This window comes from Vibrio sp. 10N.286.46.A8 (assembly GCF_041470165.1).
In the GTDB taxonomy this organism is placed as follows: Bacteria; Pseudomonadota; Gammaproteobacteria; order Enterobacterales; family Vibrionaceae; genus Vibrio; species Vibrio tasmaniensis_A.
Genome location: NZ_JBFRLX010000007.1, coordinates 1 through 19,075, shown reverse-complemented (window position 1 = coordinate 19,075; position 19,075 = coordinate 1). Strand labels below are relative to the sequence as shown.

Annotated in this window: 18 protein-coding genes and 1 other RNA gene; 6 read left to right on the top strand and 13 right to left on the bottom strand. The window is 44.6% G+C overall.

The genetic code is table 11. The features are described 5' to 3' along the window. Positions 1–55 precede the first annotated feature (55 nt). The 5 genes from AB4232_RS00735 to AB4232_RS00715 all read right to left on the bottom strand — a co-directional run bounded on the left by AB4232_RS00735 (position 56) and on the right by AB4232_RS00715 (position 4,809). Positions 56–892, bottom strand: coding sequence for a MurR/RpiR family transcriptional regulator (locus AB4232_RS00735; RefSeq protein WP_102257793.1), 837 nt, complete (start codon positions 890–892; stop codon positions 56–58). A 112-nt stretch (positions 893–1,004) separates the two neighbouring features. Continuing rightward, positions 1,005–1,895, bottom strand: coding sequence for a dihydrodipicolinate synthase family protein (locus AB4232_RS00730; RefSeq protein WP_102257792.1), 891 nt, complete (start codon positions 1,893–1,895; stop codon positions 1,005–1,007). Positions 1,896–1,977: 82 nt separating this feature from the next. Continuing rightward, the gene (locus AB4232_RS00725) at positions 1,978–3,261 is read right to left on the bottom strand and encodes a TRAP transporter large permease (protein WP_009847244.1); all 1,284 of its coding nucleotides are present in this window, start codon (positions 3,259–3,261) and stop codon (positions 1,978–1,980) included. A gap of 8 nt (positions 3,262–3,269) precedes the next feature. Then, positions 3,270–3,779 carry a TRAP transporter small permease gene (locus AB4232_RS00720; RefSeq protein ID WP_009847245.1) on the bottom strand — a complete coding sequence of 170 codons (510 nt, stop codon included), beginning with the start codon at positions 3,777–3,779 and terminating at the stop codon, positions 3,270–3,272. A 64-nt stretch (positions 3,780–3,843) separates the two neighbouring features. Next, positions 3,844–4,809: a sialic acid TRAP transporter substrate-binding protein SiaP gene (locus AB4232_RS00715; RefSeq protein WP_135382527.1), complete on the bottom strand. Its 966-nt coding sequence runs from the start codon at positions 4,807–4,809 to the stop codon at positions 3,844–3,846. A 253-nt stretch (positions 4,810–5,062) separates the two neighbouring features. On the opposite strand from AB4232_RS00715, the gene AB4232_RS00710 reads away from it, so the two are divergent. The 3 genes from AB4232_RS00710 (at position 5,063) to nagA (ending at position 7,830) form a co-directional block, all read left to right on the top strand. Further along, the gene (locus AB4232_RS00710) at positions 5,063–5,743 is read left to right on the top strand and encodes a putative N-acetylmannosamine-6-phosphate 2-epimerase (protein WP_372085631.1); all 681 of its coding nucleotides are present in this window, start codon (positions 5,063–5,065) and stop codon (positions 5,741–5,743) included. A 2-nt stretch (positions 5,744–5,745) separates the two neighbouring features. Further along, the gene (locus AB4232_RS00705) at positions 5,746–6,609 is read left to right on the top strand and encodes an N-acetylmannosamine kinase (protein WP_135382525.1); all 864 of its coding nucleotides are present in this window, start codon (positions 5,746–5,748) and stop codon (positions 6,607–6,609) included. A gap of 78 nt (positions 6,610–6,687) precedes the next feature. Further along, a complete protein-coding gene (nagA, locus tag AB4232_RS00700; RefSeq protein WP_135382524.1) occupies positions 6,688–7,830 on the top strand; it encodes an N-acetylglucosamine-6-phosphate deacetylase in 1,143 nt (380 codons plus the stop codon). Positions 7,831–8,049: 219 nt separating this feature from the next. Here the strand turns inward: nagA and ffs are convergent. Both ffs and AB4232_RS00690 read right to left on the bottom strand, forming a co-directional pair. Then, an RNA gene (ffs, locus tag AB4232_RS00695) (signal recognition particle sRNA small type) lies at positions 8,050–8,146 on the bottom strand. Positions 8,147–8,342: 196 nt separating this feature from the next. Further along, a complete protein-coding gene (locus AB4232_RS00690; RefSeq protein ID WP_009847251.1) occupies positions 8,343–9,086 on the bottom strand; it encodes a hypothetical protein in 744 nt (247 codons plus the stop codon). Positions 9,087–9,137: 51 nt separating this feature from the next. Between AB4232_RS00690 and AB4232_RS00685 the strand changes: the two genes are divergently transcribed. Next, positions 9,138–9,440, top strand: coding sequence for an MGMT family protein (locus tag AB4232_RS00685; protein ID WP_135382509.1), 303 nt, complete (start codon positions 9,138–9,140; stop codon positions 9,438–9,440). Positions 9,441–9,516: 76 nt separating this feature from the next. Here the strand turns inward: AB4232_RS00685 and AB4232_RS00680 are convergent, their stop codons facing one another. Continuing rightward, on the bottom strand, positions 9,517–9,957 hold the full coding sequence (locus AB4232_RS00680) for a YbaY family lipoprotein (protein WP_009847253.1): 441 nt from the start codon (positions 9,955–9,957) through the stop codon (positions 9,517–9,519). A 168-nt stretch (positions 9,958–10,125) separates the two neighbouring features. On the opposite strand from AB4232_RS00680, the gene tesB reads away from it, so the two are divergent. After that, positions 10,126–10,986, top strand: coding sequence for an acyl-CoA thioesterase II (tesB, locus tag AB4232_RS00675; RefSeq protein ID WP_372085629.1), 861 nt, complete (start codon positions 10,126–10,128; stop codon positions 10,984–10,986). A gap of 299 nt (positions 10,987–11,285) precedes the next feature. Here the strand turns inward: tesB and AB4232_RS00670 are convergent, their stop codons facing one another. Next, positions 11,286–11,951 (bottom strand): hypothetical protein, encoded by a 666-nt coding sequence (locus AB4232_RS00670; protein WP_372085628.1) that lies wholly within the window; start codon positions 11,949–11,951, stop codon positions 11,286–11,288. 88 nt (positions 11,952–12,039) lie between these two features. Continuing rightward, a complete protein-coding gene (locus tag AB4232_RS00665) occupies positions 12,040–12,495 on the bottom strand; it encodes an Lrp/AsnC family transcriptional regulator (protein ID WP_009847256.1) in 456 nt (151 codons plus the stop codon). 147 nt (positions 12,496–12,642) lie between these two features. On the opposite strand from AB4232_RS00665, the gene AB4232_RS00660 reads away from it, so the two are divergent. Beyond that, positions 12,643–13,710, top strand: a complete 1,068-nt coding sequence (locus AB4232_RS00660; RefSeq protein ID WP_371708565.1) for a PLP-dependent cysteine synthase family protein — start codon at positions 12,643–12,645, stop codon at positions 13,708–13,710. A gap of 91 nt (positions 13,711–13,801) precedes the next feature. On the opposite strand, the gene AB4232_RS00655 is transcribed toward AB4232_RS00660, so the two are convergent. From AB4232_RS00655 to AB4232_RS00645, 3 genes are all read right to left on the bottom strand, one after another. Beyond that, positions 13,802–14,122, bottom strand: coding sequence for a DUF1244 domain-containing protein (locus AB4232_RS00655; RefSeq protein WP_004736423.1), 321 nt, complete (start codon positions 14,120–14,122; stop codon positions 13,802–13,804). A 158-nt stretch (positions 14,123–14,280) separates the two neighbouring features. Beyond that, positions 14,281–17,394 carry a vibriobactin export RND transporter permease subunit VexH gene (vexH, locus tag AB4232_RS00650; protein ID WP_372085626.1) on the bottom strand — a complete coding sequence of 1,038 codons (3,114 nt, stop codon included), beginning with the start codon at positions 17,392–17,394 and terminating at the stop codon, positions 14,281–14,283. Then, positions 17,394–18,512 (bottom strand): efflux RND transporter periplasmic adaptor subunit, encoded by a 1,119-nt coding sequence (locus AB4232_RS00645; protein WP_135382503.1) that lies wholly within the window; start codon positions 18,510–18,512, stop codon positions 17,394–17,396. Before AB4232_RS00645 ends, vexH begins: the two co-directional genes overlap by 1 nt. Positions 18,513–19,075 lie beyond the last annotated feature (563 nt).

Below are 19,075 nucleotides of genomic sequence, written 5' to 3'. Positions count from 1 at the left end.
AAATAAAATAAAAGCCTACGATTGCAGGCTTTGGGTAGAAATGAGTTTTAGCTTATTAAGTTGTCATAAGTGGCATGACAACTTCTGCTGTTTCCAAAACGGACTCTGAGTATTCTGGATAAATGTCGAGCAAGGTATTAACCAATACATCAACGAGCAACAGAGCACCAACTTTAGAAGAAAACGCGCCTCCAGTCAGTGGGCCTTCAGGCCTTGCTGCCACTAACATTTCAGTAGATATGGCAGACAAAGGGCTGTGACTAATGTTCGTTAAGGAGACGACAGGAACTCCGCGCTTATACGCTTGCGTCGCCGCGTGGACTACCTCTTTGGTCGAACCGGAACTGGACACAGATATCCACAAATCACCTTCAGTACAACGAACTGCATTCATTGCGGCAAGGTGAGTGTCCTCATACATAGTGACTTTTTTACCAATTCTTAACAAACGAAAAGAAAGATATCGCCCTACAATACTCGATGCACCAACGCCAACACAGCTGATAAAACTAGAGTTATGAACAAGCGTACAGATCCTCTCTAACGATTTTCTGTCAATTAGCTTGGCGGTATCATTCAAACTTGCTACCGCATTCTGAGCGGAAACGTCGCAAATATCGCCTTCAATTTCTGGCGCATTTTGGCTAGCCGTTTGGCTTAAATCGATAGCCAACCCCATACGGAAGTCGGAATACCCTTTATATCCCATATCACGACACAGACGGACTACTGTCGCTTCACTGGTTTGAGTATTTTTGGCAAGTTCCGTGATTGTTTGAAATTGCACATCGTGTGCATTTTCAATAATGTAATTAGCCACAATAGTGAGTTTTTTACTCAAGGGTTCTATATTTGAACGCATTCTGACTAATAAATTTTTAGGCGTATTCACATTGGCCCCTTTAAATACTTAATGCTTGAGCCAAAATAACAGACTCCATAAAACAATGACATAGCACCCCACCTTAAAGCGCATTATAAGGGGGATTCCCCCCCTTTTATTGTTACAAGAAGTCAGCGTCTCGCATTTTTGCTACAACATCGGCTTTTTGTACTGCCGTTAACGGGCGAATTGGGGAGCGAGGATTACCGGCATCAATACCATGCAATTCCATCGCGGCTTTACCCGCTGCTACGCCGCCGTATTCTACCAACACACGAATAAGCGCAATTACTTTGTCCATTAACGCTGCGACTTGAACTTGATCGCCCTTGTTAAATGCTTCAATGATCTTCAAGTAAAGTGGTGCAGCGTAGTTATAAGTACTACCGACAGCACTCACAGCCCCAACAGCCAAACCAGCGGGCAAAAACTCATCAACACCAAACGGGATATCAAACTTACCATTGGCTACACGTACACAACGTTGATATTCATACAAATCGACGTTGTTAAATTTTGCACCCGATAAGTTAGGAATACGATCATCGGCTTGAATTAGAAACTGTTCCAAATCGACATTTACGCCAGACATACCAGAGTGGTAATAATAAAATCCTTTTGAAGGCGCGGCGGCCGCAACTTGCGCACAGTATTCGACCAAATCTTCAACATTGCCTGGTTTAAAGAAACACGGACCAATAGCCGATGTCGCGAGAATATCCAAACCCTCTGCGTGGCGAGTAAGCTCTAACGTATCAATAATACTTAGCGCACCAGTATGAATAATGAGATCTAATTTACCAGCAGCAGCCTTAACCCAATGCTGCGCGATTGCTTTACGTTCTTCAACCGAGCAATGAATCCCCTCACCCGTTGTTCCACACACGTAAGCGCCCGTTACTCCTTGATCAACTAACAGTTCTGCAATTTGGTCAATCGCACCAAAATTGACTCTGTTAGCGGCATCAAACGGTGTGTGTGGCGCTGCAATTAGTCCAGATAACTTTTTCATCTTCTTACCTTAATTTTATTGTCTTAAATATGGAATAAACCGGAACCCATTCCATCTACTTAGTCGTTTATTTAATCTGCGGCTACTTTCCGTAATCAAGCATCAATTCTGGAAGAAAAAGCGTGAATTGAGGGAATACCGCAATAAGTGCCAGCACGATAAATAATGGCACCAAAAGTGGAATGACCCCTTTGGTCAAGGTATGGAACGGAATGTCTCCAACCTTCGAAACCACATACAAAGCCATGCCCATTGGCGGAGTTAAAATACCAATCATTAAGTTCAAAATAGCCATTACACCGAAGTGAACCGGATCAATACCCACAGCCGCGGCAACAGGTACAAGGAACGGAACCAATAAAAGAAGCAAGGCTAGCGATTCGATAAATGTGCCCAAAAACAGGAGCAGTAAGTTAATCAGTAGCAAGAGTACAAGCGGGTTATCACTGATTGTTAAGAAATAGTCAGCCATCATTTGAGGCAATTGTTCTCGAGCCACAATCCAACCAAATACCGTTACCCCCATGACCATCAACGCGACAACGGCAGTGGTATTAACGGTTTCTTTTAAAATACCGACAAAGCTTGTAAGCGTAACTTGACGGTAAACCACAACACCTAAGAACAAAGCGTATAAAGAAGAAACAACGGCCGCTTCTGTTGGAGTGAATTTCCCGGAGAAAATGCCACCAATAATGATAACTGGCGTCAACAAAGACAAGAAAGCTTCTTTTAGTGATTTAAATCGCTCACCACGAGTCGCTTTAGGTAAGGTCATGTAGCCACGTTTCTTACAGATGAAATAGCTCATTACCATTAATGAGGCTGCACACATCAATCCAGGGATGGCTCCCGCCAAAAACAAAGCACCGATCGATGTATTTGAAACCACACCATAAATGACAAGCGGCACAGAAGGTGGAACCAAAGGACCAATAATGCAAGAAGCGGCGGTTAATCCACCAGCAAAGTCATCATCATACTTTGCATCTCGCATTGATTTGATTTCAAGTTGCCCAAGGCCACCCGCATCCGCAAGCGCCGATCCAGACATGCCAGAGAAAAGTAAACTTGCCATAATATTTACATGGCCCAAGCTACCGGTAATGTGCCCGACCATGGATTTAGCAAAGTTAAAAATACGTTCTGTAATACCAGCGCTGTTCATTAAGTGTCCAGTTAATACAAAAAACGGAACCGACAACAAGGTGAAGTTGTTGATGCCACCCAGCATTTGCTGAGCCGCGAAGTTAATTCCGGTACTTTGAGTCAATACCAAAAATACGAGTGCAACGAAAATAAGTGAAAAACCGACGGGCATCCCTGCAAACAGAAGTGCTAACCAGCCAAAAATTGAACCTGCCATAATGACTCCTACCTAACGACTGTTTGAGATGATTGTTCAGATGACTTAGCTGTACTTACACGAAACTCACCGACTAACTGAACCATTTTTTCCAGTTGACGTGCCACCATAAACAGCCCCGCAAGTGGTAAACTGTAATTCATCCACTTACTCGAAATTTCTAACGTGATCAGTTCAAAAAAAGCGGTACGTTGAACGTGCTGGTAGCCTAAATAAATGATGGCAAAAATAGACACGAGCACAGCTAACTCCAAAGTAAACGCTAACGAAAAGCGTATTTTGTTGGGTAATTTATCTGAGAAAAAAGTAATTTTGACGTGCGAGCCCGTTTTGATGGCCATCGCACAACCAATTAACGACATATACATAAAAAGAACTCGTGCGAGCTCTTCACTCCAAAGCGAAGGATCATTCAATAACCAACGGGTTCCGATCTGCCAAGTCAGTACTAGGAGCAGAATGGCCATTAAAGGCACGGTGATGATCTCTTCGATATTATCAATAATCTTACGTAACATTTTTTAGCTCCAAGGCTGGCCTCTAATGGCCAGCCAAGCTTATTTACTACCAATAGACGATGGCTTACATGCTCGCCAGTTTTTTCACAATTGGCTGACCAATTTTGTCTTCAAACTTCGTGTATAGCGGCTCCATCGCTTGACGGAACGGAGCAAGGTCGGGGTAAGTAACATTCACGCCTTGAGACTCAAAGAAAGCAACTAACTCAGCTTCTTGTTTTTTCACTGAAGCAGTATGAGCAGCGCCCGCTTTCGCTACCGCGGCAGTCACGATCTTACGATCAGCCTCAGACAGTTTTTGCCAAGTTGTCTCAGAAATGATCACCATTTGATCGTTCACAATGTGGTTTGTGATCGCGAGGTTCTTCTGAACTTCATAGAACTTCATTGTTTTAATGGTCGGCAATGGGTTTTCTTGGCCATCAACGGCGTTGGTTTGCAGTGCTAGGTACACTTCAGAAAACGCCATTGGTGTCGGAGATGCACCAGACAGTTTTGCGTAGTTTAAGTTTGGTTTAGCGTTTGGAACACGAAGCTTCAAGCCTTTAAAGTCTGAGATTGATTCAAGAGGGCGGTTAGACGTTGTTTCACGCGTTCCGTTGTACCAAGTATCTAACGCTCGCCAATTGAACTTAGTCAACATTTCCTCACGGATGCCTTGGCCAAAATCAGATTCGAACATACGGCGTAGATGTTCATAATCTTTCGCAACGTATGGCAATGTTACGGCTTCTGCGCGAGGAATCCAAAGACCCATACGACCGAACTCTGCGTAAGTGATGTCCAAATCACCTAGGCTTAGCTGTTGCAACATTGCGCGGTCATCACCTAACTGTGCGCTTGGAAAAAGTGACAGTTTGATGTCCCCGTTACTCATCTCATCAATGGTATCCGCAAGCAGTTTCGCAGAAGTGTATTCCACAGAGCCTACTGAGGCTTGCATTCCCATTTTCAGCGTTGTAGCCGCTTGTGCAGAAACAGCAAATCCGAGAGTCAGCATAGCAATAGTGATTTTGTTCATGGCTTTCATATTATTCCCTTATATTGGTTTTCGGTCTGATTTCACCACTTTCAAAAAAAATTTTTATTTTGTTTGAAAAAAATCTTCGTTATGGATTATTATTGCGGTGAAGATTATTTTCAAACCTAGATTTAACAAAATGTGATCACGGACAGATATTCAATTCAAATAGCACTACAGTTGCTCATTCATTGCTGTGATGCATTCAAGTAATACCGTGACAAAACTTATACAGACGAGGCCCATCGTGAGAAATAAAGCAATTTGTATCAATGACTTAAAAGGCATTTTACACGGACAAACCATTGTCTCTATTCAACCAGTTGAATTCAGCCCACTTGCGAAAACTGAGATTATTGTCGCAATGGCACAAGCCGCAGAACAAGCTGGAGCGAAAGCACTCCGCATTGAAAGTATCAACAATGTGAAGGCGGTTTCTGAACATGTCAGCATACCAATTATTGGTATTGTGAAGCGTGATTTAGAGAATAGTCCGGTAAGAATTACGCCTTATTGCAGCGATGTCACTGCACTGGCAGAGGCTGGAGCAACCATCATAGCGTTTGACGCAACTGACCGAATTCGACCAGAAAGCCGCGATGCAATCGTCACCGCAATTAAGGAAACAGGTTGCTTTGCGATGGCGGACAGTTCATGTTTTGAAGACGGTCTTTGGGCCCATCAGCATGGCGTCGAGATCATTGGATCAACGTTGTCAGGTTATGTTGGAGAAAGTGAACCAACTGAACCAGACTTTGAACTGGTTAAACAGTTTTCTAAAGCGGGTTTCTTTACTATGGCAGAAGGCAGGTACAACACACCTGAACTTGCCGCTAAGGCCATTGAGTGTGGTGCAACAGCAGTAACCGTTGGTTCAGCCTTGACACGATTAGAAGTCGTAACGAACTGGTTTAATAAAGCAACTCAAGCAGTAGAGGCGTAATAATGAACATCCTAGCCATTGACATTGGCGGCACAAAAATCGCGTTGGGGTTTGTCTCAAATGGCAAGCTCTGTGAGCGAATGCAAATCCCGACCATTGACGTAACTTCTGCAAATCAATTTGCAAACCATATACTGCAGCACTGCGAACCTTGGTTAGAAGATGTGGATCAAATTGGCATCTCCACTACGGGGTTGGTTACAGAACAAGGGATCAGCGCCATTAACCCAGACACATTGGCCTTTCCCACTCCTTTCCCACTCCATACTGAAATCAAAGCACAAACAGGCAAGCCAGTCGCAATGCTAAACGATGCGCAGGCAGCGGCATGGTATGAATACTTGCACTTAACCGATCAAGAAAAAAACATGGCCTATCTAACGGTATCAACCGGTGTCGGTGGCGGCTTGATTCTTGATGGGAAGCTTCATCGCGGACAAAACAACTTTGCCGGACATATAGGTCATTTAGTGATTGATCCCAACGGGCCAATTTGTGGCTGTGGTCAAAGAGGTTGTGTCGAAGCCATCGCCTCAGGGACAGCCATCAATAAATACGCCCAACAGACAATTAATAACACCATTTCTAACGTCGAACTTTTTGAGCAAGCGCACCTTAACCCCTCTGCCGAACACATTATTCAGCAAAGCGCCCAAGCTATCGCCACGTTATGTTGTAATTTAAAAGCCACCCTTGATTTAGATGTGATCGTAATCGGGGGGGGAGTGGGTCTTGCGGCTGGTTATTTAGAGCGGGTAGCACAGCACATTGAGATGCGTCCGCGTCCATTTCAAGTCAAGTTAGCACCAGCAAAGGGCAATCATGATGCTTGCCTATTAGGGGCCGCCGCTCTTTTTGAACACTGAGTTTAAGTGTATTTGGGCTCTGTATATACCACGTATTTTATCAAGACGACTCTTCAATTAAGAGCGAAAGGACTATTCATGACACTCAAAGCAATCTCAGCGCTGCGTATTTTTGATGGTGAGAAGATGCACTACGAATCCGCATTACTTTGGCAGGAAAACCACATCGTCTCAATCGTGCCTGAGAATCGTATTCCTGCGCAAGCCGAAGTCATACGCTACCCTTCATCTACGCTTACACCAGGGTTTATCGACCTCCAAGTAAACGGTGGCGGCGGTGTCATGTTCAACCAACAAACCGACGTCAAAGGCATTGAAACCATCTGTCATGCCCATAGAAAACATGGTACTGCTTACTTGCTACCTACGTTAATCAGCGACAGTTCAGAAAAGATCAAACAAGCCTTGTTGGCTACTCGTTCCGCTCTAGAAAATAAAACTAAGGGCGTATTGGGTGTCCACTTAGAAGGACCATGGTTAAGCCCGGAAAAAAAAGGCGCTCATGATACCAGTCATTTTTACGACCCTACCGTCGCCGGACTCCTCGAACTTCCTTGGCTAACTCAGGGAAAAACGCTTATTACTTTAGCTCCTGAAGCTGTAAATTCAGCCGCTATTGACTGGCTTTCTCGTAAAGGGGTATTGGTGTCTTGTGGCCATAGTAATGCAACAGAGCAGCAACTAAGCGAAGAAACCTTATCCCATATTGATGGCTTCACACACCTATACAACGCAATGTCTCCTCTAAACGGCAGAGAGCCGGGCGTTGTTGGCACAGCGTTAATGACTGATCACGCGTGGTGCTCAATTATTACCGATGGGATTCACGTTGCCCCTACAAACATCAAGCTTGCCCACCGAGCAAAACCAAAAGGGAAATTGCTAATTGTCTCAGATGCTATGGGCTCAGTCGGTAGCGCAGACAATAGCTTCGTTCTCAACAACGAAATTATCAAAGTTGTTGAGAACAAATTGGTCAATTCGAATGGCAACCTAGCTGGTGCACATATTGGCATGGATCAATCTGTTGCTAATATTATTGCATGGGGAATTGATGAAGAAGAAGCTTTTAAAATGGCATCGACTTACCCTGCACATGCGTTGCGAAGTGGGAGCTCCCTTGGTTACTTAAAAGAAGGATATATTGCAGCAGCAACAATTCTAAATGATAACTATCATACACAAGCAGTTCTTGTTGACGGCGAAATTTGGAAAAGCTAACTCAAGTCATATCGCAAGCGGCAGATATCAACTCACTAAGATCCGAGTCTGCAGTAGCAATAGTAAACTAACGAACTTATAGGGGTGGGATAATTTCTGAGTTTGGTCGAACATAGTAAAGTCACTTTTATTGTGACTCTACAGTAAAAGTCGAGTCTGAAAACTCATAGTGCAGATAGCAAAAAGCCGCTCATTAAGAGCGGCTTTTTTAATGGGTGGAAGCCCCAGCCACATCCCGGCACACACGTCGCCTGCTGCGGCTGCTCCCTTCCAGGCCTGACCGAGTTCACAAGTTAGTGTTGCGGGAGGACCAGAGCCTCCATAGATTCTTTTTCTAAGAGGCTTGCCTCAAAGAGTGATTGGATTATTAAGCATCGCAGCAACCATTGCAAGCCCTTCCACCCTATTTTTGAACAATTGCGTTCTAAGTGCTTATCCTTTATTCAACCCATTCGCAAATCGCAGGTAAATTCGCCATTTACCTGCAGTTGAAAGGTTTGGTTACAGAAGAGCTAAATATCGATGTCTTCATTATCTTCGGTGCGAAGGATGTAGTCTGTCATCCAAGCGGTGCCCAACAAACATAACCACACCACAAAAACGGGACTAGGCACTTCGATACTTGGGGTTATCACCAAAGCCGCAAAACCGACTGTTGGCAATGTCCAACACAACAGCTTATTCCAACGGAAAGTTTTCAAGCGCGTCAGTGTTTCCATCGATGCCATGATACCCGTGACACACAAAGCAACCAAAGCGGCATAAGGTAAATCGGCCATCCATAATGGAAGTATTAAGCCTAATGACCACCAGCTGTGTCGACTGGCTGGTTTAAGATGATTTGCCGCCCACCAAATCACGATGATCGACAAGGTTTGCAGCGTGGTAACCCACGGAACGCCATCAAGCTTTCCTGCGGATTGCGTCACCATGATCCCGACTTGTAGCGTTGCGACGATCAAGCCAGAAATAATCACGACCGACAAACTGCTGCGTTTTGAAAAGACCACCATCAATAGTGGGAATAACACCCATACACTGACAGAGAGCGTGATGGGTTGCAAAGGAAGGGTTAGACCGTAAGTGGTCATGGCAGCAAGCAAAGCTAAACCTGCGATACCCCCCTGCGGTAGAATCCATAAAGCAGGAATGACCATTGCAAGTACTGGGATATCCCCCTCACTTAAACTGATTGCTCTCGCGCAAACAACCGCTAATAATGTGGTGATCAAGAACTGAAACGTTGAAAATACCATAGCCCTCTCCTTCTACCGATCCGTGGTATTTATGAACTAGGAACATTTAGTATGGACCAATTTTTGCCCCAAATCTTTGCTGTGATTCACCAAATTCCATATGGGAAAGTAACAACTTATGGAGACATCGCACGTTTTTCAGGATTTCCGGGTTATGCGCGCCATGTGGGTAAAGCGCTGGGTAACCTACCAGAAGGAAGCAAACTGCCTTGGTATCGGGTGATCAATAGTAAAGGTGAGATCTCTTTGAAAGGAGATTCCTTTGATCGCCAGAAAAAGCATTTGCAAGAAGAAGGGATTGAAGTGAGTGACACGGGGAAAGTTAAACTCAGAATATACAAATGGCAGCCCTAGAGCTGCCACTAATCGTCTATTCAACTGACTAAATTAAGCTTAATCAAGATGCCTTAACAGTGGCATCGATTTCGAATTAACGGACACCAACCAAACGTAGGTCTGCTTGTTGCGTGTTTTCTACGTCAGTAATCACTGACTTAATCGTGTCTGTTGTGAAACGTAGTTTGCCGTCAACGTGAATCGTTGCGCGCATGTTGTAACGGTGGTTAGCTTTAATCTTGTTGTTGTCGTAGCTCAGCTCGAATGCGAACGGAACTTGCTTACCGTCTGTGGTGAACTCTTGAGTCGCGATAACGGTCGATGGTGCGTCAGCCAGTGAGATGTCTTCTAGCGTAACAGTCACTACGGCATTCTCTGGCAATGCAATTCTTTCGCGATAGCTTACTGTTCCTGAAATCACTTGGGTGTTTTCTGCAACCACTTCCTGAGAAGCACTGGTTTCTGATGTTGCTTGGCAACCCACAAGTAGGCCAAACGATACTAAAGACGTAATAAGAATTAGAGCCTTTTTCATATTCAATTTCTCTCAACATGTTTGCCGGACTCGGCAAATCTACTCACCAATTATAAGAGAGCTTTCATATTCTGTCTCGAAACCCTATGATTTATTGACAGATATCTGACTAAGCTGAATGATTAACACCATAATCTGACACCTATTTTACCAAGAGGCATGCTGGCGATGAGTCAACCTTTAAATGAATTACTCAATTTACTTCAGCTAGAGAAACTAGAGGAAGGCCTGTTCCGCGGGCAAAGTGAGAACCTAGGTCTGCCACAGGTATACGGCGGTCAAGTATTAGGGCAAGCGCTTTCTGCTGCTCGTTATACGGTTCAAGACGACCGCAGCGTTCACTCGTTCCACAGTTACTTTCTATTTCCCGGCGACCCTGAAAAGCCCATTATTTACGATGTTGAGAACCTAAGAGATGGACGCAGCTTTAGTACACGCCGCGTGAAAGCGATTCAAAATGGCCGCCCTATTTTCTATCTTACGGCTTCTTATCATGGTGATGCACCCGGCTTTGAACACCAGAATGAAATGCCAAACATCCCAGGGCCAGAGAACTTTGCATCAGAAACTGAGTTAGCGAGCCACATTGCTGAATTTTTGCCTGAGAAACTGCGTAAGACTTTCTGTGGCGAAAAGCCAATTGAGATGCGCCCGGTAACAATAGTGAACCCGCTTAACCCTAAGAAAGCCGACCCAAAACAGTACCTTTGGGTGAGAGCAAATGGCGCGATGCCAGACAACCAATTGATTCACCAATACCTGCTTGCTTACGCATCCGACTGGGGATTCTTAGTGACGGCATTACAGCCTCATGAAGTTTCGATCATGACGCCGAACTTCCAAGTAGCAACGATTGACCACTCTATCTGGTTTCACCGCCCATTCAAGATGGATGAGTGGTTGCTTTATGCGATTGAAAGCCCAACAGCTGCGAACACTCGTGGCCTAGTGCGCGGCGAAATTTTTAATCAGAAAGGTGAGCTCGTAGCGACAGCCGTTCAAGAAGGTGTGATGCGTTTTACTAAATAGCGATCAAGTAATACCAATCGTAGTAAATAACTGGTCATCCTAGCTTGTTAAAAACCTCGATAACTTCGTTAGAATTTTTGATTGTAGAATAACTACTTATCAGAAAATTCTGCCTTGTTCTCAAGCTTTTTTCCTGCGCTATTCCTGAACACTTACTTATTGTGATTGGTATAAATAGCGAATAAACGCTTTTTACAAGCCCCAAATATTTACGAGAAACAAAGAGAGGCTAGGTTTAATACCTAGCCTCTCTTTTTAATGATGCTAACGACAAGCTGTCACGTAACAGTCCGTAATCTCTATTCAACCTCTAGCAAGGGTTCGAATTCACCTTGTACTCGAGTTTTAATTCCATCACCAGCGTCTCGCAGTAGATTAAATGGCGATAACACCACGCCTTTCACTGCGCCCTCTGCGGCGCCCTGAGCTAACTCTTTACTTTTATCTGCCAGCAAATTCGCTTGTACCAAAATACCCGGTACTTCCGCTCGTAGCATTTCAGATTCGGCAACAACAGTGGGGATAGTTTGTTCGCGGTAAGATTTACTTTCAGCGAGCATCGGTGGCATCACATCGACACGGTATCGTTTTAATTCAGTCAATGTTGGCGGGATGACATCGGTTCTTACCTGCCCGACTTCCGTTCGGACATTTTTAACTTCATCTAATATCGCAGGGATTTTATTATCGACCGATGAAACGGTTTGATTCACTTTTTCGACGGTCTTTCTAACGTCTTCAACGGTATCTAACACCTGAGGAGCAAGCTCATTAACATGTTCAGCAAACGCTAATAGCTCTTCTACTTTTAGCCCTTTGGTAAGACCGGATAAATCTTCGATTACCTGCGGATAAGTATCAACGATTTCACCGACTTTATTGGTAAACGAATAGATGGTGTAACCCAAATAGAAAATGGCAACGGCCAGTACCAATTGGATAGCAGTAGATACTTTTGCAAACATGAATATTCCTTTTCTTTATCGCAGAGGCGAGATCTAAACTGAGAATATATCTAAACTGAAACGATAGTTAACTTTAGCTAGGTGTAGCTTAAAGAGGCAATGCCGTCGTGTACTTCAATGGCTCCATCGCAAACGTCGAGGTCACATTAGAGATACCATCAATGCTATTCACCAAGCGCTTGTAGAAATCATCAAAGCACTTCATGTCTTTCACCTGAACCTTCATCATATAATCATATTCGCCAGCCATGCGATAAAACTCCATTACTTCTGGAAATTCCGATACGGTGTTTACAAAACGACCATACCACTCATGAGAATGATCACTGGTTTTCACCAATACGAACGCTGTAAAAGCAAGTTCGAGCTTTTCAGGATTCAATAACGCCACTTTTTTTTCAATAATGCCGTTTTCTTCGAGGCGTTTAAGCCTTTTCCAACAAGGTGTCGTGGTGAGATTGACCGCTTCTGAAATGTCGTTCAATGACAATGTGCTGTCTTCTTGTAACAGCCTCAATATTTTTTTATCTACGGCATCTATCACACTTTCACCAAATCGAATTTAAAGAGAATAATTTTCTACAATTTAAGCAAAACAAAGCAAATATGGCAAAGTTTTTCTCTCAAATTCTAGCTAAATTGGAAGCATACCAATTACAAAGAATTCCTACACTCGATCAGGAGAACGCTTATGTGCACTGACCATCAATGGATTAACAACGCGATTCGTAGAATTGAAGCCGACTACCAACGCTCAGCGGATACGCACCTTATCAAGCTCGAACTGCCAAGTATCGAAGGCATTGATGTTTACCTTAAAGATGAAAGCACACACCCTACAGGCTCTTTAAAGCACCGCTTAGCGCGTTCTCTGTTCTTATACGCTATCTGTAACGGTTGGGTTGGCCCAGAAACAACGATCATTGAATCTTCATCAGGCAGTACTGCAGTATCTGAAGCGTACTTCGCTCGCCTACTTGGCCTGCCGTTTATTGCGGTAATGCCGAAATGCACAGCGAAGAAGAAGATTGAGCAGATTGAATTCTACGGCGGCCAAGCGCATCTTGTTGACCGCTCAGATGAAATTTACGATGAGTCTCGTCGTTTAGCAGAAGAACTGAATGGTCACTACATGGACCAATTTACCTACGCTGAGCGCGCAACCGACTGGCGTGGTAACAACAACATCGCGAACTCCATTTTCAATCAAATGCAGATGGAAGATCACCCAGTTCCAGCGTGGGTAGTAATGAGCCCAGGTACTGGCGGTACGTCTGCAACTATCGGCCGCTTCATTCGCTACCAACAGCATGAAACTAAGCTTTGTGTTGTCGACCCTGAGAACTCAGTATTCCACGAATACTTCCAAACCGGCAATGTGAACGTGAAAGGCAACACATTCAGCAAAATTGAAGGCATTGGTCGCCCACGAGCAGAGCCAAGCTTCATTCCTGGTGTGGTTGACGAAATGCGTAAAATTCCAGATGCAGCAAGCATCGCAACGACACATTGGTTATCTGACATTCTTGGCCGCAAGGTTGGCGCATCTACGGGTACAAATATGTACGGTGTGCTTCAACTGGCAAGCGAGATGAAAGCGCGTGGAGAAACAGGTTCTATTGTGACTTTGCTATGTGACAGCGGTGAGCGTTACCTAGACACTTACTTCAATGACGAGTGGGTAAATAACAACATTGGTGACCTGCAACCTTACGCAGCGAAATTGGAAGCTTTCTCGCAAACAGGTGAGTTGGCTTAACCACAGAGTAAGCACCGACGCCAAAATTAAAAAGAGCCCTTGATGGGCTCTTTTTTGTTTGTTCTGTTAATCAATCACTAACGAGAACAAATTACTCTGGCTTCTGCTTCGCTTCAAATGCCGCGAGTTGTTCAGGCGTGGCTTTTGGTTGATGGTTTTGTTTCCACTCATCGTAAGTCATGCCATATACGCGCTCACGAGCGTCATCGATATCCAAGTCTAAGCCTTGTTGTTCAGCTTCTGCTTTGTACCACTTACTAAAACAGTTACGGCAAAAGCCAGCCAAGATCATCAGGTCGATGTTTTGGACATCTTTGTTGTTGTCTAGGTGTGCTAACAGGCGACGAAAGGTTGCTGCATCCAGCTTGTCTTGTTCTTCTTGAGAAAGATCTTTGTATTTAAATTCAGCCACTTTACTTTCCTTTATTCGATTTATTGTACTAATTCATTGAGCTCTGTGTGTTATACAAAAAAAGCCTGCAATTCGCTAGGAGCAAACGCAGGCTTTTCAATATTGTTACACTATTCCGTGTTCATTAACCGTACGTGTTCATTGGCCGTGCGTGTTCATCAACCGTGACTGCTTCTTCCCACGTTATCATGACTGAGCTCTTTATTAAGCTCCGCTTCCACATGACCCGGAGAGCGTGTTGAGCCGGAAATCAGTCGGTACATCGCAGGGATTACAAACAGAGTGACCAGTGTCGCGAAGCCCATACCGAAGAAGATAACCGTACCTACAGCCACTCGGCTTTCATAACCTGCGCCCGTTGAGGTAATCAATGGGATTGCACCAGCTAATGTTGTGAACGCCGTCATTAAGATTGGACGTAGACGTCGAGCTGAAGCATCAATGATCGCCTTTTCAAACTCAATACCACGATCTCGAAGTTGGTTGGCAAATTCGACGATCAAGATGCCGTTTTTGGTCACCATACCGATCAACATGATCATACCGATCTGGCTGTAAACGTTGAGCCCTTGACTCATCAACACCAAGCCTAAGAAGCCACCAAAGATACCCATAGGTACGGTGAACATCACCACCAGCGGGTTAATGAAGCTCTCAAATTGCGCAGCCAATACCAAGTACGCGACCAACATCGCTAGCGCGAACACCACTAAGATACTCGATTGGTTTTCTTTAAAATCTTTAGACTCGCCTGAGTAGCTTACTGAAATATCACCCGGTAGCTGCTCAATCGCTTGTTCATCAAGGAAATCCAAAGCATCGCCCAGCGTGTAACCTTCCATTAGGTTCGCTTTGATGGTCACCGATTTCTGTTTGTTGTAGTGCGACAAACGAATCGAAGACGCTACTTCTTCAATATGCGTTAGAGTATCGAGTGTCACCAATTCACCAGACTGAGTTCGCATGTAGATTTGGCTTAAGTCATTCGCATTGTTAAAGCTGTTTTCATCGCCACGCAGGTAAACGTCGTACTCTTCACCACGTTCAACGAACGTCGTTTCACTCTTACCGCCCAGCATGATTTCTAACGTGTCCGAAATGTCCGAAACACTCACACCTAGCTCGGCTGCACGTTGCTTATCTACGGTTACCAACAGCTCTGGTGTTTTCTCAGAGTAATCGATGTCCGCACCTTCCATCATTGGCGAGTCTTCAGCGGCTTGCTTTAACAGTTCGCCCCATTTCTGAAGCTCAGAGTAATCAGAGCCACCCAGTACAAATTGCACAGGCTCACTCGAACCACCACGGAAGCCTGGCATGAACGGGAACACACGTACATCAGGAATACCCGCTAAAGACTTACGTACCTCGCCCAAGGCTTGTTGTGCTGTCTCTTCACGTTCATCCCAATCTTCCAGGATCATGATAACGAAGCCCGTTTGGTCGCCCGCATTACCACCAAACGCTGGCGATTGAATGCTGAATGACTTCAAGAATCCTTGACCAAGCAGCGGCATTAGGCGCTCTTCAACGATGTCCATGTTGGCAGACATTCGGTTGTAACTGGTTGCATCGGCACCACGAACAAACGCAAAGATAACACCACGGTCTTCTTGTGGCGTCAGTTGCGACGGCACTTGTTGCATCAAACCATAACTACCGCCCATACACGCAATAATGATGATTGGAGCTGCCCAACGCCAGTTTAGAGCACGGCGCAATACCGATTTGTACCCACCTTCTAACTTACCAAACACACGTTCAACAAATTGATTGAAGCGATTAGGTTTCACGTTCGCTTTTAGGATTTTACTGCCCAAAACCGGCGTCAAGGTTAATGCTATGACAGATGAGAAGATCACCGACATCGCCAAAAGTACCGAGAACTCAGTAAACAGAAGGCCTACCATGCCGTCCATAAACGAGATTGGTAGGAACACCATGACCAGTACTAGCGTGGTTGCGATTACCGCAAAGCCTACTTCACGTGTCCCTTTATAAGCCGCAAGCAATGGTGATTCACCACGTTCAATGTGGTGGAAAATATTCTCAACCACCACAATCGCATCATCGACCACCAAACCGATAGACAGGATAAGTGCCATCAAGGTGATGAGATTGATAGAGAAGCCAAAGTAGTACGCCGCAATAAACGACGAGATTAGCGATACAGGAACGGTCACGGCTGGAATTAGCGTTGCACGCGCTTGGCCAATGAAGACGTAAAGCACGAGGATAACCAAACCACCCGTAATAAAGAGTGTGCTGTAAACCTCTGAGATCGAACGGTCGATAAAGACAGTGGAGTCATAGTCGACAGCCAAGCGAGTTCCGTCAGGCAAGAACTTTTGAATCGCTTCGACTTCTTTATGGACTAAGTCAGCCACCTCAAGTGGGTTGGCATCAGACTGAGGCACAATGCCCATACTGACGTTAACAACGCCGTCACTCTTAAAGGTCGAGTTCTCGTTTTCTGCGCCAATGTAAACATCCGCCACATCTTTCAAGTAGATAGGTGTGTTATCAGAGGCACGTTTCACCACTAAGTATTCGAAATCTTTGGCTTCAGTATATGAACGAGCAGTACGAACCGACATCACAATCGCATCGTTACGCACTTCGCCACCCGGGCTTTCAATGTTCTCGTTACGTAGGGCTTGTGTAATATCAGAGGCGGTAACACCACGACCCGCCATTAACGCGGGTTTCAGCTTCACGTACATGACTTTGTACAAACCGCCAGAAATATCCACCGAGCTCACACCAGAGATCAAACTAAAGCGGTCAATCAACACACGTTCGGTGTAGTCGGTTAACTGCGTTCGATCCATCTCAGTTGAGCTTAAATTGATGTAAACCGACGCTTCACCACTACCATTGTTTTTGTAAACAATCGGGTCATCGGCTTCATCTGGCAACGAACGCTGAGCACGCGCTACCGCATCACGCACATCACTGACACCGGTATTGAGGTCATAACCAAGTTCAAAGGTGATGGTGATTCGTGACGATCCGTTTCGTGTCGTAGATTCGATTTCATCGATACCACTGATGCCGGATAACTGATCTTCAAGGTTGGAGGTAATTTGGCTTTCAATGATGGTGGCAGATGCACCTTCATAACGAGTACTGATCGATACCACCGGGCTTTCAATATCGGGCATTTCACGAACTGCGAGCTTATTGAAAGAGACAATACCAAACACAACCAAAAGCAGGCTCAATACAACAGCCGCTACTGGTCTCTTCACAGAAACATCAGATAACAACATTAGTTAGCGCCTTCTTGTGCTGCTGTATTTTTATCAAGTTTAGCTTTGTTGCCATCAAGATTAGCGGTATCGCCGTCAAGTTTAGCAGGGCGATTAACGGCAAGTTCTTGAACCAAAACACCGTCACGCATGTTCACGATACCTTGCACTACGATCTTCTGACCAATCTCGATACCTTTTTCGATCACGACTTCGTTATCAAGACGAGCCCCGAGGAATACTTCGGTACGAGTCGCTTTGTTATCTTCGCCAATAACATAAACGAAACGCTTAGTGCCTGAATACTCAAGCGCTTGAACTGGAATGATTGGGGCTTCTACTGGTGGGAAGTCCATATCAGCCGCCACTAACATGCCCGGTTTTAGGTAATCATTGTTGTTATCGAAGTGGATTCGAACTCGAAGGTTCAAAGTTTCGGCGTTAATGCGAGAATCAATACCCACCACAGTTCCCGTGAACTGAGTATCGCCCCACGCACTGGTGCGAGCCGTTACTGTCATACCTTTAGACAGTTTAGAAAGGTAGCGCTCAGGAATCTGAAGATCTAACTGCATCACAGACAAGTCATCTAACGTCACGAGCTCTGTACCCGATGTCACCATTTTGCCGCGGCTAAAGTCGATAAAACCGACCGTACCAGAGAAAGGTGCACTGATATGTAGATCTTTCAGGTTAGCGTTAGCGGCAGCTAGGCGAGCATTAGCGATCTCTACGTTAGTTTTCTGAGCGTCAATTTCAGTTTGAGTGATCGCGTTACGTTTCACTAGTCGTTGAAATTCCGCAAGCTTACGCTTTTCATCTTTTAAATATGCTTGTGCTTCTGCAACTGCTGCTTTTGCTTTGTCGTCATCGAGTTGAACCAACATCTGCCCTTTGGTGACATCTTGATTGGCTTTAATGTTAATAGAGTTCACTCTGCCAGCCACTTCAGAAGTGATCATTACAGATTGCTCGGCTTCCAACTTACCGACCAAAGAAAGAGACTGGCTAACTTGGTGAATGTCAACTTGCTCGGTAACAACAGTGACCGTGCTAGGGCCCATACGTTTAGCTAGTGCGGCTGGAGACGCCATAATGATAGACAAGCTAAGCAGGGTTAAAACAGTTTTATGCTTCATAATAATGGTCTGCAAGTAAGGTTTATACCAAACACAGTAGGTAAGTGGTCAGAAATAGCGCAGAGAAAAGACTTGAGAACAAGGCAGAGGTTTTCGATAAGTAGTTATTCTACAATCAAAATTCTTAACGCAGTTATCGAGCGTTTTAACCAGCTAGGATGACCAATTATTTACTACGATTGGTATTATTATCTATAAATGAAATTAACCGTATTCTATCAACTGATGAATGCTGTAACGTCAAGAAGTGTAAATCTAAGTTAAATTCAATTGACGTTTCATGACGAATGACACGAACCAAACACGATACAGAAAGCTAATTACCTCAAGGTGTTACCTATCAGTACGTAAATCTTAATACAGATGTTCACTTCACGAGCAATATGCGTACTTTTCGCCATCTTTGCCCAAAAAGGCAGCATTTAACACAAAACCATAAGAAAAACCCTTTACAGGTTTAACGTGTTTGCTATGATGCGCTCCGCACTTGAGAGATGCGTTGGGAAAAACATCTCTTTAGCCTATCCATTATGAGTTAGGAAAAAACACCCTGGAGGGGTTCC